General features: G+C 63.2%; 17 protein-coding genes and 3 pseudogenes. 13 read left to right on the top strand and 7 right to left on the bottom strand.

Going from position 1 to position 25,118, the window contains the following annotated elements; genetic code table 11:
• Window positions 1-57 precede the first annotated feature (57 nt).
• From ccmE to AB4M76_RS08870, 4 genes and pseudogenes are all read right to left on the bottom strand, one after another.
• On the bottom strand, window positions 58-501 hold the full coding sequence (gene ccmE, locus AB4M76_RS08885; protein ID WP_368441466.1) for a cytochrome c maturation protein CcmE: 444 nt from the start codon (window positions 499-501) through the stop codon (window positions 58-60).
• A gap of 7 nt (window positions 502-508) precedes the next feature.
• Window positions 509-1,537 (bottom strand): N-acetyl-gamma-glutamyl-phosphate reductase, encoded by a 1,029-nt coding sequence (gene argC / locus AB4M76_RS08880; protein WP_368441465.1) that lies wholly within the window; start codon window positions 1,535-1,537, stop codon window positions 509-511.
• Window positions 1,538-1,573: 36 nt separating this feature from the next.
• Window positions 1,574-2,383, bottom strand: a complete 810-nt coding sequence (gene murI / locus AB4M76_RS08875; protein WP_368441463.1) for a glutamate racemase — start codon at window positions 2,381-2,383, stop codon at window positions 1,574-1,576.
• Between the two features lie 234 nt (window positions 2,384-2,617).
• A pseudogene (locus AB4M76_RS08870) lies at window positions 2,618-6,032 on the bottom strand (indolepyruvate ferredoxin oxidoreductase family protein).
• A gap of 168 nt (window positions 6,033-6,200) precedes the next feature.
• Here AB4M76_RS08870 and AB4M76_RS08865 point away from each other — a divergent pair.
• Both AB4M76_RS08865 and purL read left to right on the top strand, forming a co-directional pair.
• Window positions 6,201-7,114 (top strand): annotated as a pseudogene (locus AB4M76_RS08865) (LysR family transcriptional regulator).
• A gap of 286 nt (window positions 7,115-7,400) precedes the next feature.
• A complete protein-coding gene (purL, locus tag AB4M76_RS08860; RefSeq protein WP_368441462.1) occupies window positions 7,401-9,560 on the top strand; it encodes a phosphoribosylformylglycinamidine synthase subunit PurL in 2,160 nt (719 codons plus the stop codon).
• Window positions 9,561-9,754: 194 nt separating this feature from the next.
• Here the strand turns inward: purL and AB4M76_RS08855 are convergent, their stop codons facing one another.
• Both AB4M76_RS08855 and AB4M76_RS08850 read right to left on the bottom strand, forming a co-directional pair.
• Window positions 9,755-11,014: a VWA domain-containing protein gene (locus AB4M76_RS08855; protein WP_368441461.1), complete on the bottom strand. Its 1,260-nt coding sequence runs from the start codon at window positions 11,012-11,014 to the stop codon at window positions 9,755-9,757.
• A gap of 60 nt (window positions 11,015-11,074) precedes the next feature.
• On the bottom strand, window positions 11,075-11,983 hold the full coding sequence (locus AB4M76_RS08850; RefSeq protein ID WP_368441460.1) for an AAA family ATPase: 909 nt from the start codon (window positions 11,981-11,983) through the stop codon (window positions 11,075-11,077).
• 183 nt (window positions 11,984-12,166) lie between these two features.
• Between AB4M76_RS08850 and AB4M76_RS08845 the strand changes: the two are divergent.
• The 10 genes and pseudogenes from AB4M76_RS08845 to AB4M76_RS08800 all read left to right on the top strand — a co-directional run bounded on the left by AB4M76_RS08845 (window position 12,167) and on the right by AB4M76_RS08800 (window position 23,103).
• Window positions 12,167-13,181, top strand: a pseudogene (locus tag AB4M76_RS08845) (glycosyltransferase family 2 protein).
• A complete protein-coding gene (locus AB4M76_RS08840; RefSeq protein WP_368441459.1) occupies window positions 13,178-13,813 on the top strand; it encodes a sulfotransferase in 636 nt (211 codons plus the stop codon). The pseudogene AB4M76_RS08845 and the gene AB4M76_RS08840 overlap by 4 nt, the downstream one beginning before the upstream one ends.
• On the top strand, window positions 13,813-16,167 hold the full coding sequence (locus AB4M76_RS08835) for a glycosyltransferase family 2 protein (protein WP_368441457.1): 2,355 nt from the start codon (window positions 13,813-13,815) through the stop codon (window positions 16,165-16,167). The genes AB4M76_RS08840 and AB4M76_RS08835 overlap by 1 nt, the downstream gene beginning before the upstream one ends.
• Window positions 16,168-16,170: 3 nt before the next feature.
• The gene (locus tag AB4M76_RS08830) at window positions 16,171-16,866 is read left to right on the top strand and encodes an FkbM family methyltransferase (RefSeq protein ID WP_368441456.1); all 696 of its coding nucleotides are present in this window, start codon (window positions 16,171-16,173) and stop codon (window positions 16,864-16,866) included.
• Window positions 16,867-16,870: 4 nt separating this feature from the next.
• Window positions 16,871-17,926, top strand: a complete 1,056-nt coding sequence (locus tag AB4M76_RS08825; RefSeq protein WP_368441454.1) for a glycosyltransferase family 2 protein — start codon at window positions 16,871-16,873, stop codon at window positions 17,924-17,926.
• Between the two features lie 150 nt (window positions 17,927-18,076).
• Window positions 18,077-19,036, top strand: a complete 960-nt coding sequence (locus tag AB4M76_RS08820; RefSeq protein ID WP_368441453.1) for a phosphoadenosine phosphosulfate reductase — start codon at window positions 18,077-18,079, stop codon at window positions 19,034-19,036.
• 46 nt (window positions 19,037-19,082) lie between these two features.
• On the top strand, window positions 19,083-20,114 hold the full coding sequence (pyrC, locus tag AB4M76_RS08815) for a dihydroorotase (protein ID WP_368441451.1): 1,032 nt from the start codon (window positions 19,083-19,085) through the stop codon (window positions 20,112-20,114).
• A gap of 55 nt (window positions 20,115-20,169) precedes the next feature.
• Entirely contained in the window at window positions 20,170-20,847 is a 678-nt protein-coding gene (locus AB4M76_RS08810) for an orotate phosphoribosyltransferase (RefSeq protein WP_368441450.1), read from the top strand.
• Window positions 20,848-20,998: 151 nt separating this feature from the next.
• The gene (locus AB4M76_RS08805) at window positions 20,999-22,495 is read left to right on the top strand and encodes a replicative DNA helicase (protein WP_368441449.1); all 1,497 of its coding nucleotides are present in this window, start codon (window positions 20,999-21,001) and stop codon (window positions 22,493-22,495) included.
• 152 nt (window positions 22,496-22,647) lie between these two features.
• Entirely contained in the window at window positions 22,648-23,103 is a 456-nt protein-coding gene (locus AB4M76_RS08800) for a DsrE family protein (RefSeq protein WP_368441448.1), read from the top strand.
• A gap of 57 nt (window positions 23,104-23,160) precedes the next feature.
• Here AB4M76_RS08800 and AB4M76_RS08795 read toward each other — a convergent pair whose 3' ends face one another.
• The gene (locus AB4M76_RS08795) at window positions 23,161-23,886 is read right to left on the bottom strand and encodes a sterol desaturase family protein (protein ID WP_368441447.1); all 726 of its coding nucleotides are present in this window, start codon (window positions 23,884-23,886) and stop codon (window positions 23,161-23,163) included.
• A gap of 122 nt (window positions 23,887-24,008) precedes the next feature.
• Between AB4M76_RS08795 and alr the strand changes: the two genes are divergently transcribed.
• Window positions 24,009-25,052, top strand: a complete 1,044-nt coding sequence (gene alr, locus AB4M76_RS08790; protein ID WP_368441446.1) for an alanine racemase — start codon at window positions 24,009-24,011, stop codon at window positions 25,050-25,052.
• The last annotated feature ends 66 nt before the right edge of the window (window positions 25,053-25,118 follow it).

The following is a 25,118-nucleotide window of genomic DNA, read 5'->3' as shown; positions in this document are numbered from 1 at the left end:
AACAGGCTGGGCCGGAGGGGTTAACGCGCGGTCAGCGCACCGCGCGCAATGCTCCGTTCAGCTTTCGGGCTCGCGGTAGACACCTTGATCCTTCAGCGCATCCGTCACTTCCTTGGGCATGTAGGTCTCATCATGTTTCGCAAGGATTTCAGAGGCTTCAAAGACACCGCTCACGTAGCGCCCGGTGCCAACCATGCCTTGGTTCTCTTCAAAGAGATCCGGCAGCACACCGGTAAAGACCACCGGGACAGAGGCGCCCCCGTCGGTCACGGAGAAGCGGATCGACTCGCCCTGCCCGCGTTTGAGCGAGCCTTCTTCGACCAGCCCGCCAATGCGGAACACCTCGGTCGGTCCGGGCGGCTCGGCGATCACCTGACTTGGCGCGCGGAAATAGTTGATGCCATCGCGCAGCGCATAGCCGATCAGGGCTGTCGACAGCACCAGCGCCACCGCAGCGACCACGATGATCTGGATGCGACGTTGTTTCTTTAGGCTTTTCATAGCGCCCTCATGGGAACAGCGGAGCCATCATCAGCCCCTCGGTTTCATCCAGCCCCAGCATCAGATTGGCATTTTGCAACGCCTGCCCGCTGGAGCCTTTGGTCAGGTTATCAAGTGCAGCCACCACCGTGGCACGGCCGGTCTGCCGGTCGGCCACCACGCCGATATGGCAGAAGTTCGAGCCCCGCACATGCCTTGTGCTGGGCGCTTCGCCCAAAGGCAGCACCTCAATAAAGGGTTCACCCGCATAGGCGTTTTTCAAAGCATCATGAATGGCTTGCGCGTCGCCCTTAACGTAGCAGGTCGCCAGAATACCCCGGTTCGCGGGCACCAGATGCGGGGTGAATTGCACCGTCACAGGCCGCCCTGCGATGGCCGAAAACTCTTGATCGAATTCGCCCAGATGCCGATGCGTGCTGCCAAGCGCATAGGCGTGATAGCCCTCGCTCAATTCCGCATGCAGCAGATTCTCTTTCAGCGAACGCCCCGCGCCGGAAACGGCGCATTTCAGATCGAGGATGATGTCGTCAAGGTCGATCACCCCCGCCGCAATCAGCGGACGCAGAGCAAACTGCCCGGTCGCCGCATTGCAGCCTGTCCCCGCCACCAGTCGGGCTGCGGCGATCTCTTTGCGGTAGAATTCGGTCAGCCCGTAAACCGCCTCTTTCTGCTGCTCAAGGGCGGCATGATCATTGCCATACCATTCGGCATAGGCCGCCGGGTCGCGCAGGCGGAAATCGGCGGAAAGATCCACGATCTTGAGGTCCGCAGGCAGGCCCGCAATGACCTCCTGCGAGGTCTTATGGGGCAGCGCGCAGAAACACAGATCAATCTGCGAAAAGTCAATCTCATCAATGGTGACCAGCGCGGGCAGATCGAGGTGCCGCAGATGCGGAAAGACATCGGCCAGGCGCTGGCCCGCCTTAGAGTTGGCGCCCAAAGCCTTGATCTGCATAGAGGAATGGCCGGCGATCAACCGGATAAGCTCTGCTCCGGTATAGCCGGAAGCGCCGAGAATTGCGATGTTCTGGGTCATGGTTTGCCCCTTGTTCAGACGGTCTTTAATGCAGGTTCACGCGGCAGTGAATGTGATCTGTCGTCGCAGGAACTGCGTCGCGCGGTCGCTCACCCGAGCCGGATCGCCGGTGGTCAGGAACGCTGCCGCGCCGCTGCCGGTCATATCCGGGTGACGCTCAAGGTAATCGGCCAGCGAATCCGCCACCAATTCGGCTTGTGAGAAGACCTGCACCTGCGAACCAAGGGCTGCTTGAAAGGCCTCCTGCAGCAGCGGGTAATGGGTGCAGCCCAGAATCGCGGCATCGGGGGTCGGCATCTTGCGCTTCAGCGCGTCGACATGGCTGCGCACCAGCGCTTCGGCAAGGATCATATCGCCGTCTTCGATGGCATCCACCACCCCGCCGCAGGCCTGCGCCTCCACATCGACGCCAATCGCGCGGAACGACAGTTCGCGCTGGAATGCGCGGCTCGACACGGTGGCGGGCGTGGCGAAGAGCGCGACATGGTTCACGGCAACTTCGCGCGGCGGAGAGTTATCGCCCCATTGCCGTTCGGTCATCGCCTCGATCAGCGGCACAAAGACGCCCAGCACGCGCTTCTCCCGCGGCACCCAAGCCTCTTGCATCCGCCGCAGCGCCGCCGCCGAGGCCGTGTTGCAGGCAAGCACGACCAGATCACAGCCGGCGTCGAAGAGCCGCTGAACCGAGGCGCAGGTCAGCTCATAGATATCATCCGGCTTGCGCACGCCATAAGGCGCATGGGCGCTGTCTGCGAGATAGACGAAATCCACGTCGGGAAGACGTTCTTGCACCTTGGCCCAGACGGTCAACCCGCCGAGACCGGAATCGAAAATACCAACTGCCATGGTCTGTTGTCACCTAAACTGGGGGCCGGACCTGCCCGGCTTCAGGAGACTCATAGGAGGCTTTGGCGGGGAAATCCATGGGTGGGTTGCGCTGCCGTGATGCGCAGGGCAGCGCCGGACCGGGGGCCGCGCTTGTGCGCGCTGGCAAATGCTCCGAGCAGAAGCAAAAGCGCCAGACCGGGGGACGGTCTGGCGCGGTCTTGAGAGCGGGCTGTCCCGCGACGGGGCCGCGGTTTACTCCGCCGCCCTCGCCGTGACCGTGCCACCCGCCCGGATCACCGCCAGCAATTCTTCGCGGCGTTTTGAGGCTTTCAATTCAGCCGCCTGTTTCACCGGACCGAAGCCGCGGATCTGCAAGGGCAGTTCCGCCAGCGCCACGATGGCCTCGCGTGTCTGATCGGTCAGTTTCGGCAGCACCTCGGCCATATCGGCCTCATACTGTTTGATCAGCGCCCGCTCCATCTTGCGCTCGGCGGTATAGCCAAAGGGGTCAAAGGGCGTGCCGCGCAGCCCCTTGCACTTGGCCATCATCCTCAGCGGCCCTTCGAGCCACTGGCCGAACTCGCGTTTCTGCGGACGGCCATTCGGCCCCATCTTGGACAGGAGCGGCGGCGCCATGTGGAAGGTCATTTTAAAGTCGCCGTCAAACTCGGCCCGCGCCTTGTCGCGGCTGGTGATGAGCAGACGCGCGACCTCGTATTCGTCCTTGTAGCTCAAGAGCTTGTGATAGCCCAAAGCCACCGCCGCCTTGACCTCACGATCCTCGATCGCGTCCAGCATCTTGGTGTAACGCTTGGCCAATCCGCTGCCCTGATAGGCGGTCAGGTGGTCCTTGCGGAAGGCGATCTTCTCGTCGAGAGACTTGGGCAATTCCACCACTTTCGGCTGGCTGACCGCTTTCGCGTCCTCGGGGTAGAGCACCGCCCAACGGCCAATCTCAAAGGCGCGCATGTTGCGCTCGACCGCCGCCCCATTCATCGGATCGCTTCATGCAGGCTCTCCAAAGTCAAGGGCAGCAAGCCACGCTGCCAGGCCGCGCCAAAGATCATCATGTTGGAGAAGATCGAGTCGCCCAAAGCCGCCTTGGCCAGATCAGAGGCGTCGAACATCGCCACATCGTCTTTCAACCGCGCTTCCAGCGCCAGCGACAGCCGGTCGTAGGGCATCTGGAATTCGGTATCGCGGGTGAAATCACCGGTGATAATCTGATGCGAGTTCACCACCGCCCCGGTGCGGCCGGCGCGGGTCAGCCCCAGCGTCTTATGCCCCGCCGAGACCACCAGATCGCCGCCAATCAGCGCATGCGCCTCGCCGGTGGCCACGCGGATCGCGCTGATGTCCTCAGGCCGTTCGGCCAAGCGGCAGTGGATATGCACCGCGCCGCCTTTTTGCGCGAGGCCGGCCATCTCCATCATGCCAGCACCCTTGCCGTCGAGCTGTGCCGCCTGGGCCAGCAGCGCGCCGATGGTGACCACGCCGGTGCCGCCGACGCCGGTGATGACGACGTTATGGGTGCCGTTGATTGTTGGCAGTTCGGGCATCGGCAGGTCGGGAATGGTCAGTTCGGTCGTCGGGTCCTTGCGCACCTTCGCGCCTTCCAATGTCAGGAAGGAGGGGCAGAAACCGTCGAGGCAGGAGAAATCCTTGTTGCACTGCGACTGGTCAATGGCGCGTTTGCGGCCCAACTCGGTCTCGTTCGGCACCACGGCCACGCAGTTCGATTGCACGCCGCAGTCGCCGCAGCCCTCGCAGACGTCTTCATTGATGAACACGCGCTTGTCGGGGTCCGGGAACAGCCCGCGCTTGCGGCGGCGGCGTTTCTCGGCGGCGCAGGTCTGGATGTAGACGATGGCGCTGACGCCCTCATGCGCGCGGTAGGCTTTTTGCACATTGGGCATCTCGGCCCGCTCATGCACCTCTACGCCCTTGAACCGCGTAAGGTCCACGTCTTCCTTCTCGTCATAGACCACAGCGATATGCTTCACGCCCATCGCCTTCAACTCCTCGACAATGCGGTAGGCGTCCAGATCGCCTTCATTGTGCTGACCGCCGGTCATGGCAACCGCATCATTGTAAAGGATCTTATAGGTGATGTTCGTCCCCGCCGCGATGGCAGCGCGGATCGCCAACACGCCGGAGTGGTTATAGGTGCCGTCGCCGAGGTTCTGGAACACATGTTTCGTGTTGGAGAAAGGCGCCTCCCCGATCCAGTTCGCGCCCTCACCGCCCATATGGGTAAAGCCGGTGGTCTCGCGGTCCATCCACTGCACCATATAGTGACAGCCGATCCCCGCATAGGCGCGCGAGCCTTCGGGCACTTTGGTCGAGGAGTTATGCGGGCAGCCCGCGCAGTAGTAAGGCAGACGCGCGGCGATATCTTCGGCATTGTCCGAGCGCCGCGCCTCGTTCAGCGCCTCCAGCCCGGCACGGATGCCATCGGTCTCGCGCCCCTCTTCCAACAGGATACCGCCGATCTTTTCGGCAATCAGGATCGGGTCAAGCGCGCCGCGTGTCGGGAAGAGCTCTTCGCCATGTTCCATCCCCGCGCCGCCCTTGTGCCAGCCATAGACGCGGCGGTGGGTGTCGTTAAAGAGCGCCTCCTTGATCTGAATCTCGATCAGTTTGCGTTTCTCTTCGACCACCACGATCAGATCGAGCCCCTCGGCCCATTCATGAAACCCCTGCATGTCGAGCGGGAAGGTCTGGCCGATCTTATAGGTGGTGATGCCGAGGCGTTCGGCTTCGTTCTCGTCAATGTTCAACAGGCTCAGCGCATGGACGAGATCGAGCCAGTTCTTGCCCGCGGCCGCAAAGCCGATCTTGGCGCCGCGCTTGCCCCAGACGCGTTTGTCCATCTTGTTGGCATGGGAAAACGCCTCCGCCGCGAAACGCTTGTAATCGATCATCCGCGCTTCCTGCAGATGCGGCGTGTCGTTCAAACGGATGCTCAGCCCGCCCTCGGGCATGTCGAAGTCGGGCGTGATCAGCTTCATCCGGTTCGGATCGCCATTCACCACGCTGGTGGCCTCGACCGTGTCCTTCATCGTCTTCAGGCCGACCCAGAGACCCGAAAAACGGCTCAGCGCCCAGCCATAGATGCCGTAGTCGAGAATTTCCTGCACACCGGCGGGCGACACCACGGGCATATAGGCATCCACCATCGCCCATTCCGATTGGTGCAGCACGGTGGAGGATTCGCCGGTGTGGTCATCGCCCATCGCCATCAGCACACCGCCATGGGGCGAGGGTGCCGGCCATATTGGCGTGGCGCATCACGTCGCCGGTGCGGTCCACCCCCGGCCCCTTGCCGTACCAAAGGCCGTAGACACCGTCATATTTCCCCTCCCCGCGCAGTTCCGCTTGCTGGCTGCCCCAGAGCATCGTCGCGGCGAGGTCTTCGTTCAGCCCCGGCTCAAAACGCACGTTATGTTCGGCCAATTTCTTTTCGGCCCGCTGCATCTGCAAATCAACCCCGCCCAGCGGGCTGCCGCGATAGCCGGTGACATAGCCGGCGGTGTTCAGCCCCGCCACCCTGTCGCGGGCGGACTGCATCATCATGAGCCGCACCAGCGCCTGTGTGGCCGTTCAGCAGCACCGGGCTTTTCTCAAGGTCAAAACGGTCGTTCAGTGAAATCTTCTGCGTTGTCATGGCGGGCCTCCCTAGCACGTCAGTCTTGCGTCATTTGCCCCTATATAGGTCACAATTGCTGACCTGTATAGCAGGTTTTCCGCTGCGGCATCTGGTGATGCGAAGCTTTGTGCTGTTTTCTCCCTGCTATTAAGATAGGAGAAAGGCTGGGCAAGGAAAGTACGGGCCATGGATTGGGACAAACTGAGAATTTTTCACGCGGTCGCGGACGCGGGGTCGCTGACCCATGCGGGGGACAAACTGAATCTGTCGCAATCCGCCGTCAGCCGACAGATTCGCGGGCTTGAGGAGCAGTTGAACACCAACCTGTTCCACCGCCATGCCCGCGGGCTGATCCTGACCGAACAGGGCGAGCTGTTGTTTGACGCCACCTCTGCCATGGCCAAACGGCTCGACGCCGCGCCGCCGCGCGCATCCGCGACAGCGAAGAAGAGGTCTTTGGCGAATTGCGTGTCACCACCACAACAGGTTTCGGCACGCTCTGGCTGGCCCCGCGCCTGCCCAAGCTCTATGAGCAATATCCCGATCTCAAAGTCGATCTCATGCTCGAAGAACGCGTGCTCGACCTGCCCATGCGCGAGGCGGATGTCGCGATCCGCATGAAAGAGCCGAGCCAGGCCGATCTGATCCGCAAGCGCCTGATGTCCGTGCGCATGGGGCTTTACGCCAGTCCGGAATACCTCAAGACCCATGGCACACCAAAGCGGCTGGAAGATATGGCCGATCACCGTTTGATCTGCCAGAACACAGACAGCGACCAAGTCGGCGCCGGCCTGCAACTGGTCAAGGAACTGATGATGTTCGACCTGCGCTCGCTCTTGACGGTCAACAACTACTTTGGCGTCTTGCAGGGCGTGGTGCACCACCTCGGTCTTGGGGTGCTGCCAAACTACCTGATTCAGGATTTCCCCGACATCGTGCAGGTGATGCCCGACATCGAATCCGCCGATGTGCCCGTCTATCTCGCCTATCCGGAAGAGCTACGGCAGTCCAAACGTGTGGCCGCCTTTAAAGATTTCGTTCAAAAAGAGATCATTACCTACCGCAAACAGTGGCGTGAACGCACCGAGGGCGAGGGCTAGGCGCGCCCCTCCCGCCGAAGCCATGCAATAGGCGCATAGCGGCCATGATGACTTGCGATGTTAAATAGCCTTGATCTGTGCAGCCCTGCCTCTTATTTCCTCGGTATGAAGATTGACAGCCCGAGGGCGTGTCGCTTCATACCTCCCTGTTGGACTTGGCCGAGCTTTTAGCTCGGCCTTTTTTTTGGCCGATCACAGGCTTTCCTGCCGCGACCGCGCATACCCCCTTCCCCCCCCGGCACTCCCGCTTGTATGAGGGCGCAAACGCGCTAGCCGGGGAATTTCCATGCAAGATCCAGCCATCACGCCCGACCTCATCGCCAGCCACGGGTTCACGCCCGAGGAATATGCCGAGGTCGTCAACATCCTCGGGCGCGAGCCGAACTATACCGAGATGGGCATTTTCTCGGCCATGTGGAACGAGCATTGTTCCTATAAGTCCTCCAAAAAATGGCTGCGCACCCTGCCCACCGACGGCCCCCAGGTGATCTGCGGCCCCGGCGAAAACGCGGGCGTGGTCGATATTGGCGATGGCCAGGCGCTGGTCTTCAAGATGGAAAGCCACAACCACCCCTCCTATATCGAACCCTACCAAGGCGCCGCGACCGGCGTCGGCGGCATTCTGCGCGATGTCTTCACCATGGGCGCGCGGCCCATCGCGGCGATGAACGCGCTCAGCTTTGGCCGCCCCGAACACCCCAAGACGCGCCAGCTTGTGCATGGTGTGGTCGAAGGCATCGGCGGCTATGGCAATTGTTTCGGCGTGCCGACCGTCGGCGGCGAAGTGCGCTTTGACGCGGCCTATGATGGCAACTGTCTGGTCAACGCCTTCGCGGCGGGCCTCGCGGATGCGGATAAGATCTTCTACTCCGCCGCCTCTGGTGTCGGCATGCCCGTCGTCTACCTCGGCGCCAAAACCGGCCGCGATGGCGTCGGCGGCGCGACCATGGCCAGCGCCGAGTTCGACGACACCATCGAAGAGAAACGCCCCACGGTCCAGGTCGGCGACCCTTTCACCGAAAAACGTCTGATGGAAGCCACGCTCGAGCTGATGGCCACCGGCGCCGTGATCTCGATCCAGGACATGGGTGCTGCGGGCCTGACCTGCTCGGCGGTGGAAATGGGCGACAAGGGCGGCCTCGGCGTGCGCCTCGACCTCGAAAAAGTGCCCACGCGCGAGCCGCATATGACCGCCTATGAGATGATGCTCAGCGAGAGCCAGGAGCGCATGCTCATGGTGCTACGCCCCGAGCTTGAGGCCGAAGCCAAGGCCGTCTTCGACAAATGGGACCTCGATTTCGCCATTGTGGGCGAGACCCTGCCCGAAGACCGTTTCCTGATCTGCCTCGACGGCGAGGTGAAAGCCGATCTGCCGCTGTCGAAACTCGCCTCCACCGCGCCGGAATACGACCGCCCCTGGGTCGAAACCCCTGCCGCCGCCGCCCTCGCCGATGCGCCGACCATTGACCCGATCGACGGTCTGCGCGCCCTCATCGGCTCCGTGAACCACAGTTCCAAAGCCTGGATCTATGAACAATATGACACGATGGTCATGGGCGACACCGTCCGCCTGCCCGGCCTCGGCGCGGGCATCGTGCGGGTGCATGGCACCGAGAAGGCGCTGGCCTTCACCTCGGACGTGACCCCGCGCTACGTCAAGGCGAACCCCGTGGAGGGCGGCAAACAGGCCGTGGCCGAAGCCTTCCGCAACCTCTGCGCCGTGGGCGCCAAACCGCTGGCCACCACCGACAATCTCAACTTCGGCAACCCCGAAAAGCCCGAAATCATGGGCCAGCTGGTGGGGGCCATCAAAGGCATCGGCGAGGCCGTGGGCGCGCTCGACATGCCGATCGTCTCGGGCAATGTCTCGCTCTATAACGAGACCGATGGCAAAGCCATCCTGCCCACTCCCACCATCGGCGCCGTCGGGCTGATCGAACAGATCGACGGGATCATCCACAACCGTCTGCGCGAGGGGCATGTCGCCCTGCTCGTGGGTGCGCCCGGGAGCCACCTCGGCCAATCCGCGCTGCTGGCCGAAGCCTTCGCCCGCCATGAAGGCGATGCGCCTGCGGTCGATCTCGCGACCGAACGCCGCCACGGTGAATTTATCCGCGCCCAGGCTGCCCAAATCTCCGCCTGTACCGACCTCAGCGACGGCGGTCTCGCCCTGGCCGCCTTTGAGTTGGCCGAAACCGCCGGCGTCGGCGTCGAGATCGAAAACGACGACACAGCCACCCTCTTTGGCGAGGATCAGGCCCGCTACCTCGTGGCCTGCACCGCGGAAGCCGCCGAGACCCTGATCGCCGCAGGCAAAGAGGCCGGCGTGCCGGTCAGCCAAGTCGGCGCCTTCGGCGGCGACAAGGTCAGCTTCGGCAGCGCCTCCGCCCGGCTTGCCGATCTGCGCGCCAGCTACCGCAGCAGCTTCGCGCATACCTTCGCCTGAGAAACTCTGGTTTCGGAGCCGCCCTTGCCTGGGACCAAACGGTCGCGCGCAGGGCGGCGGGGCAAGCTAAATCGCCGAGGGGCCCCTTCAGGGGATGCGGCTATTTCGCTTGCGCCGACGACAGGCGGGTGACAGGCCGGGACCGGGCAAGGGTGGTTCCGAAACCTTCTGGTTTTGGAGAGACCCGCAGCCGCCTACCCCTCATCCGCCATCCCCGCCATCATCCGCGCCTTCTCCCCCAGATCGTCGGGCCTTGAGAGCGCCTCGGCCAGTGCCTCCAGCGATGCGATGGAATGTCCGGCCCGAAAACTGTCGACATAGGGCATCATCGCCCGAATGCCCGCCGCCTTGGGCGCAAAACCGTCCCATCTGAGCAGCGGGTTGAGCCAGATCACCCGCCGCGCGCTCAACTGTAGCCGCTGCATCTGCCGGGCCAATTCCGCGGGATCGTCCCGGTCCAGCCCGTCGGTGATCAACAAGACGACCGCCCCCGTCCCCATGACCCGTCGCGACCAATCGCGGTTGAACGCCGCCAGCGCCGCGCCGATCCGCGTGCCGCCCTCCCAATCCTGCGCCTGCGCCCCGGCCGCGGCAAGGGCGGCATCTACGTCGCGCGTGGCCAGATGGCGGGTGATATTGGTCAGCCGTGTGCCAAAGGTAAAGCCATGCACCTGCGCCCAGCCCGCGCCTTTACGGTTGGCGACGGCATGTAGGAAATGCAGGATCACGCGGCTGTATTGACTCATCGAGCCGGAAATATCGCAAAGCACGACGAGGTTGGGATACCGCTCACGCGGCTTTATCCGGTAAAGCCGCTCCATCTCGCCGCCCCGCCTCAGCGCGGCTTTCATGGAGCGCGGCACGTCGATCCGCCCGACGGGCGAAGCGATGCCACGGCGGCTCGGCATCGGCGGCACGGGCAGTTCGAGACGCGCCAACATCCGCTTCGCCTCGGCCATTTCCGCAAGGCTCATCTGTTCGAAATCAAGACTGCGAAGCCGTTCTCGGGCCGACATGGTCAGGCTCGCATCAACCTCGACGAGGCTCTCTTCGCTCTCCTCTGGCGTCTCCGGCTGGGGCGCTTCGGCCCCATCCAGCAAAGCCTCGGCAGCGCGTTTCTCTGCCGGGGCGGCCGGACGGTCCTCTTGCACGCCCCGGATCGCGGGCAGCATGGCGGCCATCATATGTTCCAGATAGCGCGGATCGCGCCAATAGAGCCGGAAGATTTGCGCGAAAACAGGCGATTGTTCCGGGCGGCTGACGAAACAGGCATGCAGCGTCCAGTAGAAATCGCGGCGGCTGGTAAAGCCGACCGCCGCCACTGCCTGCACCGCCTCGACCACCCGGCCCGGACCGATCGACAGCCCGGCCCGGCGCAGGGCGCGGGCGAAATGGGTGATATTACCGGCGAGCTTTGGCGCATCGGGGAGGTTAAGGGGAAGTTCTTCAGCCATAGCCGACTGAATGGCGACGCTGCCGCCACGCCTCCAAAGTCCTTTTGACCAAAAAGAGGGTCATGCGGGGGGCAGTGCCGCGCGGGCCTGCTCAAGGATGCGGGCGGCTTCGGAGCTTTGCAGCTTGGCGATGTCGTCCTGATATTTCAGCACCGCGCCGAGGGTGTCGGCGATGACGTCGGGGCTGAGGGTCGTCACATCAAGCGCAAGCAGGCATTTGGCCCAGTCAATCGTCTCGGCCACCCCGGGTTTCTTGAACAGATCCTCGGTGCGCAGCTGTTGGACGAAGGCCACGACTTCCCGGCTGAGCGTGCCCGCGGCCTCCGGCGCGCGGGCCGAGAGGATCGCCATCTCGCGCGCCGCATCCGGGTAATCGACCCAGTGATAGAGGCAGCGGCGCTTAAGCGCGTCATGGACCTCGCGCGTGCGGTTCGAGGTGAGGATCACAATCGGCGGCTCCGGCGCGCGGATGGTGCCGAGTTCGGGGATCGTCACCTGAAAATCGCTCAGTGCTTCGAGCAGGAAGGCCTCGAAAGGCGCGTCGGTGCGGTCCAACTCGTCAATCAGCAGCACCGGCGGGCCGGCAGGGTCCGGCCGCAGCGCCTCAAGCAGCGGGCGCTCGATCAGGAAGTCGTCGCTGAACAGCTCCTGCGTGAGCGCTTTGCGGTCCGCGCCACCCCCGGCTTCGGCGGTGCGAATGGCGACCATCTGAGCGGCGAAGTTCCATTCGTAAACGGCGCTGGCGGCATCAAGCCCCTCATAGCATTGCAGCCGGATCAACCGGCGGCCGAGCCCCGCGGCCAGTGCCTTGGCGATCTCGGTCTTGCCGACGCCGGCCTCGCCTTCGAGAAACAGGGGCCGACCGAGTTTCAGGCTCAGGAACAAGACCACCCCGAGCGCGCGGTCGCAGACATAGCCCTGAGCCTCTAGCAGTTCTTGCACTGCCGCGATGGTATCTGTGTTTTTCATCGGTCCAGTGGTGCATTCCCACCCGGCGCCGTCAAGGGGGTTGCCAGGCGCGGCCAATTGACCTGAATTGGGCCCGATGCCATAGTCTTAACCAATAATTGACGGTCATCGGCGACAACAGCCGGGACCACGAGGGCAGATATGGGCAGAGCATTATCTCCAGCAAAGGGGGCGCGGGGGGACCTGCGCATCACCGCGGTGACCTGCGTCAAGAACGAAGGGCCGTTCTTGCTGGAATGGATCGCCTTTAACCGCGTCATCGGGGTGCGGGATTTTCTGTTCTACTCCAATGATTGCAGCGACGGGACCGATCATCTGCTGGACCGTCTTCAGGACCACGGCATCGTCACCCACCTGCCCGACCCGGCCAGCAACCGGAACTATCAGATGCAGGCGCTCAAGGATGCGCGCCGTCACGCGGTGGTGCAAAAGGCCGATTGGGCCTGGATCGCCGATGTGGATGAGTTTTTGAACATCCATGTGGGCGACCATAGCATTCCGGCCTTGATCGCGGCCTGCGGCAATCCGCAGGCCATCTCGGTGAATTTTCAGTTCCAATGGCGCTGTGCACGATTTTGTCGACGCGCCGATCATTGCGCAATTTCCCTATAGCCATAACCCTGACATCTGGGCCGCAGAGACGGCGATTGAGGTCAAAACCCTTGTCCGGCAGGATTTTCCGCTCGGCTACTTCGGCGCGCATCGTCCCTTCCATGACGAAAGCAAGGACCAGCCGCAGTGGACCGATGGATCGGGGCGGCCGGTGCCTCTGCCCTTTCGCAGCGCCGCGAACAAACGCCGCATCCGTGCCTTTCCGGCCCGGGGCGCGCGGCGCTATGCCACGCTGAACCACTATGCCCTGCGCGCGCTCGACAGCTATCTGGTGAAAAACGACCGCGGCGATGTGAACCGCGCGCATCGCGCTTTCGATGACAGCTATTGGCAGGATCGCAATGATGCCGCCTGGCGCGATGACAGTATCCTGCGCTATCTGCCGGCGGTGAAAGCGGAAATGGCGCGGCTCTCTGCCCTGCCCGGGGTGGCGGCTCTGCACGCGCAGGCGGTCAGCGCCCACCGCGCGAAATGCGATGCCTTGCGGGCCGACCCGGCCTACCGCGCGCTGCGAGAGCAGCTTCTCGCCACACCGCCCTATTGCGCCGCCGAAGCCGCCTTGCGGCGGGAGATCGGGCTTACATGAGTGGCCCATGTATCATCAACCTTGGCCTGCCCAAGACCGGCACCACCACGCTCACGGACGCGCTGCGCCATGTGGGGTTGCATGTGGCGGATTGGCAGATACGCAAAGGCCAGAGCCAGCGGAGAGATATTATCGGAGAGCATCTGGGGCGGATCATCTACGCCGATTACTTTGCCAGCGGTGATCCTTTGGCGCGGCTTGGTGAGTTTGACGTGATCAACGAGATGAGCGCTGTGCGCCATGACCGCAGCGTCTGGCCGCAGACCGATTTCGGCGTGCTTTGCGCCATTCAAGCGCATCATCCGCGGGTGAAATTCCTGCTGTCGCACCGCGACCCGGCCAAGACCGCCAATAGCATGATGCGCTGGAACAATCTGGGCAAACGCCGCCTGCCCGCAGCCGATGTGCCGGGGCTGCCGCGTGGCTTTGGTCGGAGCGAGGCAGAGCTTGCACGCTGGATCGAAGCGCATTTCGCCTTTTGCCGCAAAGTCTTTCAGGGTTGCGAGAATTTCATGGAATTTGACATCGAAGACCCCGATGCGCAGGGCCGGATCGCCGCCTATCTTGAGATCGACCTGCCGTGGTGGGGCCAGAGCAACTGCGGCAAAGCGCCCTCGGCGGAGGCCGGGTGATGCGGCTGACCCTGCTGATCGGCCCGTCGGAGAAAGGCGCGGCACGGCTGCGCAACATCCTGCAGCAGCGCCGGGATGCCCTGCTGAAACAGGGCATCCTCGCGCCCGGCTGGAACCATGTGCGGCTTTATGCGGCCTGCGCGGACCCCGATGCGGTGGGTCTGCTGCGCTATCGTCGGGGGCTGGACAGCCCATTGATTGGCGAGATGCTGCGCGATGAATTTGCGGCGCTGATCCCGCGGGATCTGAGCGAGACCACCGCTGAGCATGTGGTGCTCAGCGCGGCTCAATTCGGCAATCTGCTCCCCCGGGCCGAGGAGATCAAACGGCTGCGGGCGCTGCTGGCCCCGCATTTCGATCACATCCAGATCGTGGCGCATATTGACGAACAGGCACGGCTGCTGGCGGCGCAGTATGATTTCGCGGTGACAGAAGGCCGCCGCAGCGCGTTGGAACAGGAACTGGACTTGGCCGGGGCGGCGGATTGGTGGCAAGCGGCGCAGGCGGGGGTGGAGCCGGACCCTGATTTCGGGCTCTTTCCAGAGGTCGAAAACCCGCCCTTCTGGTTGGATTTCAAAGCCCTGCACCAGCACTGGGCGCAGGTTTTCGGGGCCGAGAATGTGACCTTCAGGCCGCTCGACCTCGCCCATCTGACCTCGGTGAATGGCGCGTCAGAGATCGAGGATATGTTGGGGCTTCAGGCGCCGCTGGGCGCTGTCAAACCCGGACGTCTGATCGCGCCCCTGCCCGCACCTTGGTTGGCCAGAATGCGGCAGTTCAACGCGGTCTTGATCCGCTATCTCAAGGTGAAAGACATCTCCTGCCCGCGCAGCACATGGAGCCCGATGCTGCAGGCCTTGCAGATCGACGGCAGCCCCACGCAGCCCGGCAGCCTTGCGCCCGTGTCAGCGCATTTTGCCGCTGACAATCAGGCGCTTGTCAGCAAGTTTCCAGCCTTGCAGGATGCGCTTGCGCCCGATGCCCCCCTGCCCCGTTGGAGCGAGCCGGACCCCGGCTTCGGCTTTCGCGCCACGCAGTATCTCACCGCCTTTGCCCCCCGTATCCGCGCCACTTCCACCCCGCTGAGCCAGAAACGCGCGGAGGCCGCGGAACTGACACGCTCTGCCGCAAAGTTCGAAGCGATGCTCGCCATGCCGCAAACGCCCGGGGCGGAGCAGGCCGACAGCGCGCGGCTGCTCAGCCGGATCAAGGTGAACCATGAGACGATCCTGCGCGGCCCCTTCAGGCCACAGAACGCCGCTGCTCCTGCGGGCGAGGATCAGCCTGCGCCGCCCTTTACCGCCGTCCCCCGGCGCCGGCTTGCGCGCGGCAACAGCGGCAATGTCATCGTCGCCTGTATGAAGAACGAAGCGCCCTATATTCTGGAATGGCTCGCCTATCACCGCAGCATCGGCTTTGACAATTTCCTGATCTACACCAATGGCTGCACCGATGGGACCGATATCCTGCTGGCGCATTTGCAAGCTCTGGGGGTTGTTGAGCACCGCGATAACGACGATTGGAAAGGCAATTCGCCGCAACAGCACGCGCTGAACCGATCCCTGAAAGAACCGCTGATCCAAAATGCCGACTGGATCGCGCATATCGATGTGGATGAATTTGTGAACATTCGCACCGGCAATGGCACGCTCGCCGATTTCTTTGCCGCCGTGCCTGATGCCACGAATGTCGCGATGACATGGCGGCTGTTTGGCAACAACGATGTGACGCGGCTCACAGACGCGCCGGTCATCGCGCAATTCGATCACGCCGCCCCCAGCTTTTGCCCCAAGCCTCATACCGTATGGGGCTATAAAACCCTGTTTCGCAACATCGGTGCTTACGGCAAGATTTCCTGCCACCGGCCCAACAAGCTGGATGCGGCGGCGGCGGCAAGCGTCAAATGGGTCAACGGGTCGGGCCACGACATGACCCAAGATGCGCTGCACAATGGCTGGCGCTCGTCCAAGAGCAATATTGGCTACGATCTCTTGCAATTGAACCACTACGCGCTGCGCTCGGCCGATTCATTCCTGATCAAACGCCAGCGCGGCCGCGCCTTACACGTGGACCGCTCGATCGGGCTGAACTACTGGATCCGAATGGATTGGAACGATCACCGGGATCTCTCGATCCAGCGCAACCTGCCGCGGCTGCAGGCCGAGATGGACAGGTTGCTGGCAGATGACCGCACGCGCCGCTTGCATAGGGCCGGTCTGGCATGGCACTGCGCCAAGGCAAATGAGCTGCATAAAACACCTGAGTTCAGCACGCTTTACCGCCAGGCGATGGCGACGAGGCTGACCGCAAGCGAACGGGTGGCCTATGCGCTGGCCCTTGATATGGAAAGCTGAACGATGCGCGATTACCCCCCGACCGTGGATGAAAAATTCGTCCGTTCGCGCGGTATGAAATTCCCCGACGATCCCAGCTTTCTGCGGGGCCGTCTGCGCAGAATGCTGCGCCGGAACAATTATGAAGCCAAAGAGACCCAGGCCGCGCTGCGGGTGGTGCGCGCGGGGGACCGGGTGATCGAATTGGGCGCGGGCCTGGGCTATATGTCCACGCTGGTGGCCTGCAAACGCAATGTCGCCTCGGTCCATTCCTTCGAGGCCAATCCCAACCTCATTCCCTATATCCGCCGGGTCCATGCCGCCAATGGGCTGGACAACGCCGAGGTCACCAACGCGATCTTGGGCGCGCAGCCGGGCCGCGCTGACTTCCACGTCCGCGCCGATATTCTGTCGTCTTCCATGACCCGTTTTGAGGGCGAAGACCCGCCCCAGACCCATCAGATTGATGTGCTCGCAGCGGATGCGGTTTTTGCCGATCTGAAGCCCAATGTTCTGATCTGCGATATCGAGGGCGCCGAGGTCGATCTGATCCCCGCCCTTGATCTGACCGGCTTGCGCGCTGCGGTCATTGAGCTGCACCCGCAATGGATCGGCCCTGAGGGGGTGAACAAGATCTTTGCCGCCTTCATGGCCGCTGGCCTTGCCTATTACCACCGCGGCTCGCAGAACAAGGTCGTCAGCTTCCGGCGGGAGTGGTAGCGGCGTGCCCCATCTTGCGATCCTCTGTGTCCGCAATGAAGCGGCCTTTCTCTTGGAATGGCTCGCCCATCACCGGGCGATCGGCTTTGACCATTTTCTGGTGTTTTCCAACGATTGCGAGGATGGCACCGACAGGATGCTCGACCGGTTGCAGGCCCTGGGCGGCCTCACTCATATCCGCAATACGGGCCCCTATGACCAAGGCGGGATCCAGTTTACCGCGCTCAAAGCCGCCGCCAAAATGGAGGCGGTGCAACGGGCCGGCTGGATTCTACCGCTCGATGTGGATGAGTTCGTCAACATCCATTGCGGCGATCACAGCCTCACCGCGCTTCACGATGCCCTGCCCGAGGCCACGGCGATCACCTTGACATGGCGGCTTTTCGGCAATGCCGATCAGGTCCGCTATGAGGACCGTCCGGTGACCGAGGTTTTCACCCGCGCGGCCCCCGCAGTGATGCATTGGCCTTGGCGCGCGGCGATGTTCAAGACCCTCTACCGCAACGATGGCACCTATGCCAAACCCGGCGTCCACCGCCCCCGCGACCCTGACCCCACACGGCTGGAGGATGCCCGCTGGTTCGACAGCCACGGGCGGGCCTTGGCGGCGCAGTTCAAGACCCGGCGCATCTTCTCCAACTTCGGCCGCGAGAACTATGGGCTGGCGCAGATCAATCACTACCCGCTGGGCGCGATGGAGACCTATGTGCTCAAGGCAGACCGGGGCCGCGCGGTCCATAGTGCGGATATGCTGGGGCTGGACTATTGGGTCGAGCGCAATTTCAATACCGACAGCGATACGACAATCTCTGCCACGGCCGAAAGCCGCGGGGCCGCGCTGGCCGACCTGAAGGCCGATCCCGAACTGGCCGCGCTTCATGCGAAAGCCGTCACCTGGCGGCGCAACCGCTTTGACGCCCTGATGCAACGCGAACCCTTCCGCGCCCTTTTTGGCCGGCTCCTGATGACCCCGCCCAGCCGCCCCGTGACGCAAAAGGCCGCGCGCTTCATGATCCGTCACGCCAATCTGGCCCGGCAATCGGTGGCGCAAAACACCTAGAACATCAGGCGTCGCCGCCGACTTTCGCCACAGTCTGCGTCACATTCTCTTCAATTTCACACGGATTTTCCGTATTTCTGCCCTATTATCCCGCTAGACCAAGCAAAACCGGCGGGGCCTCCTCCGTCATAGCATAGTCGAGGATGCCAGATGCCGCGCGAGACACCGACGATCGAAAGCTCATTGTCCGACCTGCCCAAGCGCGAATGGCTGCGCGCGGTCGAGGCCGTGGCCGAAGAAGACGGGTATTTCCAATCGCTGGGGCAAAGCCATTTCTCTGCGTTCATCGAACGCGAAACCACCCTGCTCGTCACTTTCGAGACCTATCAGGGCATGCATGCGCTGTCAGACCGGGCGCAGCCCCTGGGTTGGGACATGGTGCGCAACCACGATTGGTCGCATCTGTGCCTTGCCAGCGATGGCGACACCTGGTTCCGCGCCGAAGAGGTCTATGCCTATTTCGACCGGCTGATCGACGATGGGTTCTTCGATGAATTCGATGAGGTGCTGTTCTACGGCGCCGGCCCCTGCGCCTATGCCGCCGCCGCTTTCTCCGTCGCCGCCCCCGGTGCTGCGGTGACGCTCATCCAACCGCAGGCCACGCTTGATCCGCGCATCACCGAATGGGACGACCGTTTCACCGACATGCGGATTCACGATTTCACCTCCCGCTATGGCTATGCCCCCGACATGCTCGATGCCGCCGCGCGGGTCTTCGTCCTCTATGATCCGCAAGAGACGCTCGACGCCATGCATGCCGCGCTCTTCACCCGGCCCAATGTGTTGAAACTGCGCATGCCCCGCATGGGCGATGCCCTGCAAACCGATCTCTTGGAGCTTGACCAGCTCGACCCGCTCTTGCAGGCCGCCGCGGATGGCACATTGGACGCGGCCCGTTTTGCCACGCTCTACCGCGCCCGCCGCGACTACCTGCCCTATCTGCGCAATCTGGCCCAGGCGCTGAGCAGCAATGGCCGCGAACGGCTGCTTGAGGCGCTCTGCGCCAATGTCACCGCGCGGATGAACGCGCCCCGTTTCGCGCGCCGCCTGGAACGCATCCGTGCCCGCCGCGCCGCCCGCGCCGAAACCTCCCGCAGCGCCACAGGCTAGGTTTTCAATCTGGCGCGCCGCGCCGCGCTGTGCTAGCCCCGCGCCCATGACACAAAGCCTCACGATCCGCCGTCCTGACGACTGGCACCTGCACCTGCGCGACGGCGATATGCTGCGCGCGGTGCTGCCGCACAGCGCCCGCGATTTCGCCCGCGCCATCATCATGCCCAACCTCGTGCCCCCCGTGGTCACCGGTGCCCAGGCCGCCGCCTACCGCGACCGGATCATCGCCGCCCTGCCCGAGGGCGCGGATTTCACCCCGCTGATGACCCTTTACCTGACCGAGGACACCGACCCCGAGGATGTCGCCCGCGCCCATGCCGAGGGGTTGATCCAGGCGGTCAAACTCTACCCCGCCGGCGCCACCACCAATTCCGCCAGCGGCGTGTCGAACTTCGACAAGGTCGCGCCGGTGCTCGACCGCATGGCCGAGATCGGCCTGCCGCTCTGCACCCATGGCGAGGTCACCGACAGCGCGGTCGACATCTTCGACCGCGAAGCCGTCTTCATCGACCGCGTGCTCGACCCGATCCGCCGCGCCCATCCCGCGCTGCGCGTGATCATGGAGCATATCACCACCGCCGACGCCGCCGACTACGTCCGCAGCAGCGACAGCGGCCTCGCCGCCACGATCACCACGCATCACCTCGTGATCAACCGCAATCACATCCTCGCAGGTGGCATCCGCCCGCATTACTACTGCCTGCCGGTCGCCAAACGCGAGACCCACCGGCTTGCCCTGCGCGCCGCCGCCACCTCCGGCGATCCGCGCTTCTTCCTTGGCACCGACAGCGCCCCCCATACCGATGGCGCCAAGCTGCAACCCTGCGGCTGCGCCGGCTGTTTCACCGCGCCCAACACGCTCTCGATCCTCGCCCATGTCTTTGAAGAAGACGGCGCACTCGACAAGCTCGAAGCCTTCGCCTCGCTCAACGGCCCCGCCTTCTACGGCCTGCCGCCCAATGAGACGCGCATCACCCTGCGCCGCGAAACGCCAAACCATCCCAGCAGCATCGACACGCCCGACGGCCCGGTCACGGTCTTCGATCCCGGTTTCGATCTGCACTGGACCGCCTGATCTTCATCCTTTCTTAAATACCGATCCGACCTCTCCCCAGCCAAGGACGCCTGCCATGATCCCCACCAGCCACCCCAGCCCCGAAGAAATGGCCCGCCTCACCGCGCGCATGTTGCTGGAGATCGGCGCGGTGCATTTCAATGCGGATGAGCCTTTCACGCTGGCCTCCGGCCTGCCTTCCCCGACCTATATCGACTGCCGCAAGCTGATCTCCCACCCGCGCATCCGCGCCACGCTGATGGATTTCCTCACCGTCACCGTGATGCGCAACGCGGGCTTCGAGGCGTTCGACAATATCGCCGGCGGCGAGACGGCGGGCATCCCCTTTGCCGCCATGGTGGCGGAGCGTATGGCCCTGCCGATGACCTATGTGCGCAAGAAGCCCAAAGGCTACGGCCGCAACGCCCGCATCGAGGGTGAGATGACCGAGGGCCAGCGCGTGCTGCTGGTCGAAGACCTGACCACCGACGGCGGCTCGAAGCTGAGCTTCGTCGATGCGATTCGAGAAACCGGCGCCAGCTGCGCCCATACGGCGGTGATCTTCCACTACGGTATCTTCCCGCAGACCGAAAAGACCCTTGGCGACCATGGCGTTACCCTCCACGCGCTCTGCACATGGTGGGATGTCCTGGCCGAAGCGCGCGCGCAAAATGCCTTTGACGCGGCCACGCTGAGCGAGGTCGAAGCCTTTCTCAACGCCCCACGAGAGTGGCAAGAATCCCGCAATAAGTAAGCCTTTTTGCGCCAGATGTTGACGTGAGCGCCCACCACAAGCCAAGATGTGGTGGGCGCAACCGTGTCATCACATATCCACAGAAAGATACAATTTGCGCCGCTTTGCCCCACTGGCTATGACGGCCATCTGGGTAGAAATGGGTGAGGTCATGAACGAGATTACATCGCTGAACGCGAACCAATTGGCTGTGCAGGCACCCGAGACGATGCCGCATTCGATCGAGGCCGAACAGCAGTTGCTGGGCGCGATCCTGACCAACAATGACGTCTATGACCGCGTCGCTTCGGTGATTGGTCCGAAGCATTTCTACGAGCCGGTCCACGCGCGTATTTTCGACATTGCCGCCCAGCGGATTGCCAAGAACAACCTCGCCTCGCCGGTCACGCTCAAAGCCTTCATGGAAGACGACGAGGGGCTGAAGGAACTCGGCGGCCCGGCCTATCTCGCCCGTCTTGCGGGCGCCGCGATCAGCGCCTTTGCGGTGCGCGACTATGCGCAGATGATCTATGACCTCGCCGTGCGCCGCGATCTGATCCAACTGGGGCGCGATATTGCCTCCAAGGCCGCGCAGGTCGATGTTGCCTCCGAGCCGCGCGAGCAGATCGTCGAGGCCGAGCAGGAGCTTTACAAGCTGGCCGAGCAGGGCCAAGTCGAAAGCGGGTTTCAGAGCTTTTTGAAAGCCGTCACCGATGCGGTCAATGTGGCCAATGCCGCCTACCAGCGGGATGGGGGGCTCTCCGGTGTCTCCACCGGGCTGATCGACATGGACAAGAAACTGGGCGGGTTGCACCGCTCTGACCTTCTGATCCTCGCCGGACGCCCCTCGATGGGGAAAACCTCGCTCGCGACCAACATCGCCTTCAACGTGGCCAAAGCCTATAAGCGCGGGGTCAAGCCCGACGGCACCGAAGGCGCGATTGATGGCGGCGTGGTGGGTTTCTACAGCCTTGAGATGAGCGCCGAACAGCTTGCCGCGCGGATCCTGTCGGAAGCCGCCGAAATCCCCAGCCAGCAGATCCGTTCCGGTGACATGACCGAGGCCGAGTTCCGCCGCTTCGTCGATGCCGCCAAGGCGCTGGAAGCCTGCCCGCTCTTTATCGACGACACCCCGGCCCTGCCGATCAGCCAATTGGCCGCCCGGGCGCGCCGCTTGAAGCGGACCCATGGGCTTGATGTGTTGATCATCGACTACTTGCAGTTGGTCCGCGGCACCGGGAAATCTGAAAACCGGGTCAACGAAATCTCCGAGATCACCATGGGCCTCAAAGCCATTGCCAAGGAACTCGACATTCCGGTGATCGCCCTGTCGCAGCTCTCGCGTCAGGTGGAAAGCCGCGAGGATAAGCGTCCGCAGCTGTCGGACCTGCGTGAATCGGGCTCGATCGAACAGGACGCCGATGTGGTGATGTTCGTGTACCGCGAGGAATATTATAAGGAACGCGAGAAACCCGGCGACCACGAGCTTGATAAAATGGCCGCCTGGCAGGAAGAGATGGAACGGCTGCACGGCCGCGCCGAGGTGGTGATCGGCAAGCAGCGTCACGGCCCGATCGGCACGGTGGACCTCAGCTTTGAAGGTAAATTCACCCGCTTTGGCAACCTCGTGCAGCCCTGGCAGCAGGGTGGCGACGAACAGGAGTTCTGATCCTCCCCCGGCCTGCCCTCTCGGGTCTCGCGATCCACGCATAAATTCGCATCTGTGAATAAAACGCTTGGATCGCGCCTCCGCCTTGATACTCTGACAAGGCCAGCCGGGCGCATCGCGCCCGCGTCTGCAACCAACTTGGGAGGAACCAAATGATCAATATCATCCGCGCGATTTGCCTATTGCTGGCCAGCAGCCTCGCCTTTGCCGTTCAGGCCGAAGAGACAGAGCGCTATGGCAAGCAGAAGGTGGTCTATCATATCAACTATGAAGGCGGCGACGGGTCCAAGAAACACCTTGGCGCCATGCGCAATATCCAAAACCATATCAACGCCGTGGGCGCCGAGAATATCGACGTCAAAGTCGTGCTGCACGGCAATGGCCTGAGCCTGCTGGCGGATGCCAAGGGTGACGACAAGATGCAGACCTCCGTGTCATCCCTGAAGGGGCAGAACGTGAGCTTCCAAGTCTGCAACAACACGCTGAAGGGCCGCAAGATCAGCTACGAAGACGACCTTTATGACGTCTGGGAGGAAGACATCGTTCCCTCCGGCGTGGCCGAACTCTCGCGGCTGCAGCAGATGGGCTATACCTATATCAAACCCTGACCCGCAGCGCCCGGGGCTGTCCCCGGGCGATCGGCTGGCGTTTTGGCATATGCCGCGTCAGCTCCGCGCCGCACGGGCGATTTCGGCGGCACTCAGCCCGTATTTCGTCGCGAACTTGCGCCGGGCAGCCAGCAGCCGCGGGTCGTCGGGCTGAAGACCCAAGGTGCGGATAAAGGCGATGCGCTGCTGCTGTTTCAGTGCTTCCGTGTCGATATCGGTCCCCATTGCCCGGTCAATGATCTGCCCGCCGGGGCTGACGTGGAACCACTTGTTGAAATCGCGAAAATGATGCTGGTTGTGCAGCCGCGTCACATGGCGCTCCAGCGCGGTTTTGGGCAGGCTCAGATGGGCTGTCATATGAAACCATTCGTAGCTGAGAAAGGTCAGCACCCCGCCAACCGGCACGATGGCCGTGGCGATCCAAAGCGCGGCCTCTGCCCCCAGAAGCGCCATAAGCCCCCAGACCAGCAGGAAATTCCCCAAGAGCATCGGCAGCGCCACCCAGACCGGGACAAAGAAGAGCCCGTGGTTGGTGGGGAAATCATGATGCCCGTAATGCGCGCGGTAGAGTAGGTCAAAAGCCCATTGCCGCTGCGGCGGGCGCAGGTGAAAGACATAGCGGTGCAGGTTATATTCGTTCAGCATCTGCGCCAGTATCCCCAGCGGCACCAGCGCCCAGGTCCAGCCCGGCGCCTGCCAGAGCATCGCCGCAGCCCCCGCCCCACAGGCCAGCGCCATCAGCGCCACCCCGGCATGGCCAAACATGATCTTGATCCGCGTCACCCCAAGGCCCCTCCCGGCTAGGTTCTTGAACTGTATCAAAACTGGGACGCTCCTGTCGCGCTTGACGTGACGTTGACCGGCGCCTCTTGACCTTCTGGAGCGGGCCGCCCAAACCCCTCGCCATGAGCACCGCGACCCTGACAATTGACCTCACCGCCCTCGCCGACAACTGGCGCGCGCTAGATCGAAAAACCCAATGCGTCACCGGCGCTGTGGTAAAGGCTGACGGCTACGGGCTGGGCGCGGCTCAGGTCGGCAAGACGCTGGCCAAAGCCGGGGCGCGGAAATTCTTCGTCGCCCTGGCGAAAGAGGGGCTGGCCCTGCGCGAGGCGCTTGGCCCCGGCCCGGAGATCAACGTGTTCGCAGGCCATATGGCGGGCGATGCCGAGGTGATCCGGGGGGCGGAACTGACCCCCATGATCAACTCCACCGATCAACTCCTGCGCCACATGGAAGCCCTGCCCGGCCATCCCTTTGGCATTCAGTTGGACAGCGGCATGAACCGGCTGGGGATGGAGCCTGCCGAATGGGCGGCGCTGCGCGATATCGCCCTGGCGCAGCGGCCCCGGCTTGTGATGTCGCATCTCGCCTGTTCGGATGAGCCGGATCACCCGACCAATGCCGCCCAGTTGCAGTGTTTTCAGGACATGACCCAGGGCATCGACGCGCCGCGCTCGCTTTCGGCCACCGGGGGGATTCTCTTGGGCCCGGATTATCATTTCGATGTGACACGCCCCGGCATAGGTCTTTATGGCGGGCGGCCATTTGTCGATGCGCGCCCGGTGGTCACGCTGGACATTCCGGTGATCCAGACCCGCGAGCTGACGCCCGGCGAATCCGTTGGCTATGGCGACAGTTGGACTGCCAAGGCGCCGACTGTGGTGGCCACCGTTTCCGGCGGCTATGCCGACGGGCTGCTGCGGGCGATGGGCAAGGCGCCGGGCCGCGCGGGTTTCGAGCATGAGGGCGAACATCTGCCGATCTTGGGGCGGGTGTCGATGGATCTTATCACCGTCGATGTCACCGCCCTCGGCGAGGTGCCGGAGAGCCTGCGGCTGATCGGCGAGGCGCAAGGTGTCGATGATCTGGCCGATTGGGCCGAGACCATCGGTTATGAGATTCTGACATCGCTCAGCGCCCGCTATGCCCGGTACTATTTGGGGTAAACACCGCCGCCTTTTCGCGCATAGGCAGATAAGCTGCGGCGGTTCAACCCCGCCGTTGCCAGTATT

Source organism: Sulfitobacter sp. PS-8MA (genome assembly GCF_040933935.1).
Taxonomy (GTDB): domain Bacteria; phylum Pseudomonadota; class Alphaproteobacteria; order Rhodobacterales; family Rhodobacteraceae; genus Sulfitobacter.
Note: the sequence above shows the minus strand (reverse complement) of the source record. Positions and strands in the feature narration are given on the sequence as shown.

Excerpts from the sequence above, each read along its gene's own strand:
- ccmE (WP_368441466.1), bottom strand. The coding sequence starts at position 501 with ATGAAAAGCCTAAAGAAACAACGTCGCATCCAGATCATCGTGGTCGCT.
- argC (WP_368441465.1), bottom strand. The coding sequence starts at position 1,537 with ATGACCCAGAACATCGCAATTCTCGGCGCTTCCGGCTATACCGGAGCA.
- murI (WP_368441463.1), bottom strand. The coding sequence starts at position 2,383 with ATGGCAGTTGGTATTTTCGATTCCGGTCTCGGCGGGTTGACCGTCTGG.
- purL (WP_368441462.1), top strand. The coding sequence starts at position 7,401 with ATGCAAGATCCAGCCATCACGCCCGACCTCATCGCCAGCCACGGGTTC.
- AB4M76_RS08855 (WP_368441461.1), bottom strand. The coding sequence starts at position 11,014 with ATGGCTGAAGAACTTCCCCTTAACCTCCCCGATGCGCCAAAGCTCGCC.
- AB4M76_RS08850 (WP_368441460.1), bottom strand. The coding sequence starts at position 11,983 with ATGAAAAACACAGATACCATCGCGGCAGTGCAAGAACTGCTAGAGGCT.
- AB4M76_RS08840 (WP_368441459.1), top strand. The coding sequence starts at position 13,178 with ATGAGTGGCCCATGTATCATCAACCTTGGCCTGCCCAAGACCGGCACC.
- AB4M76_RS08835 (WP_368441457.1), top strand. The coding sequence starts at position 13,813 with ATGCGGCTGACCCTGCTGATCGGCCCGTCGGAGAAAGGCGCGGCACGG.
- AB4M76_RS08830 (WP_368441456.1), top strand. The coding sequence starts at position 16,171 with ATGCGCGATTACCCCCCGACCGTGGATGAAAAATTCGTCCGTTCGCGC.
- AB4M76_RS08820 (WP_368441453.1), top strand. The coding sequence starts at position 18,077 with ATGCCGCGCGAGACACCGACGATCGAAAGCTCATTGTCCGACCTGCCC.
- pyrC (WP_368441451.1), top strand. The coding sequence starts at position 19,083 with ATGACACAAAGCCTCACGATCCGCCGTCCTGACGACTGGCACCTGCAC.
- AB4M76_RS08810 (WP_368441450.1), top strand. The coding sequence starts at position 20,170 with ATGATCCCCACCAGCCACCCCAGCCCCGAAGAAATGGCCCGCCTCACC.
- AB4M76_RS08805 (WP_368441449.1), top strand. The coding sequence starts at position 20,999 with ATGAACGAGATTACATCGCTGAACGCGAACCAATTGGCTGTGCAGGCA.
- AB4M76_RS08800 (WP_368441448.1), top strand. The coding sequence starts at position 22,648 with ATGATCAATATCATCCGCGCGATTTGCCTATTGCTGGCCAGCAGCCTC.
- alr (WP_368441446.1), top strand. The coding sequence starts at position 24,009 with ATGAGCACCGCGACCCTGACAATTGACCTCACCGCCCTCGCCGACAAC.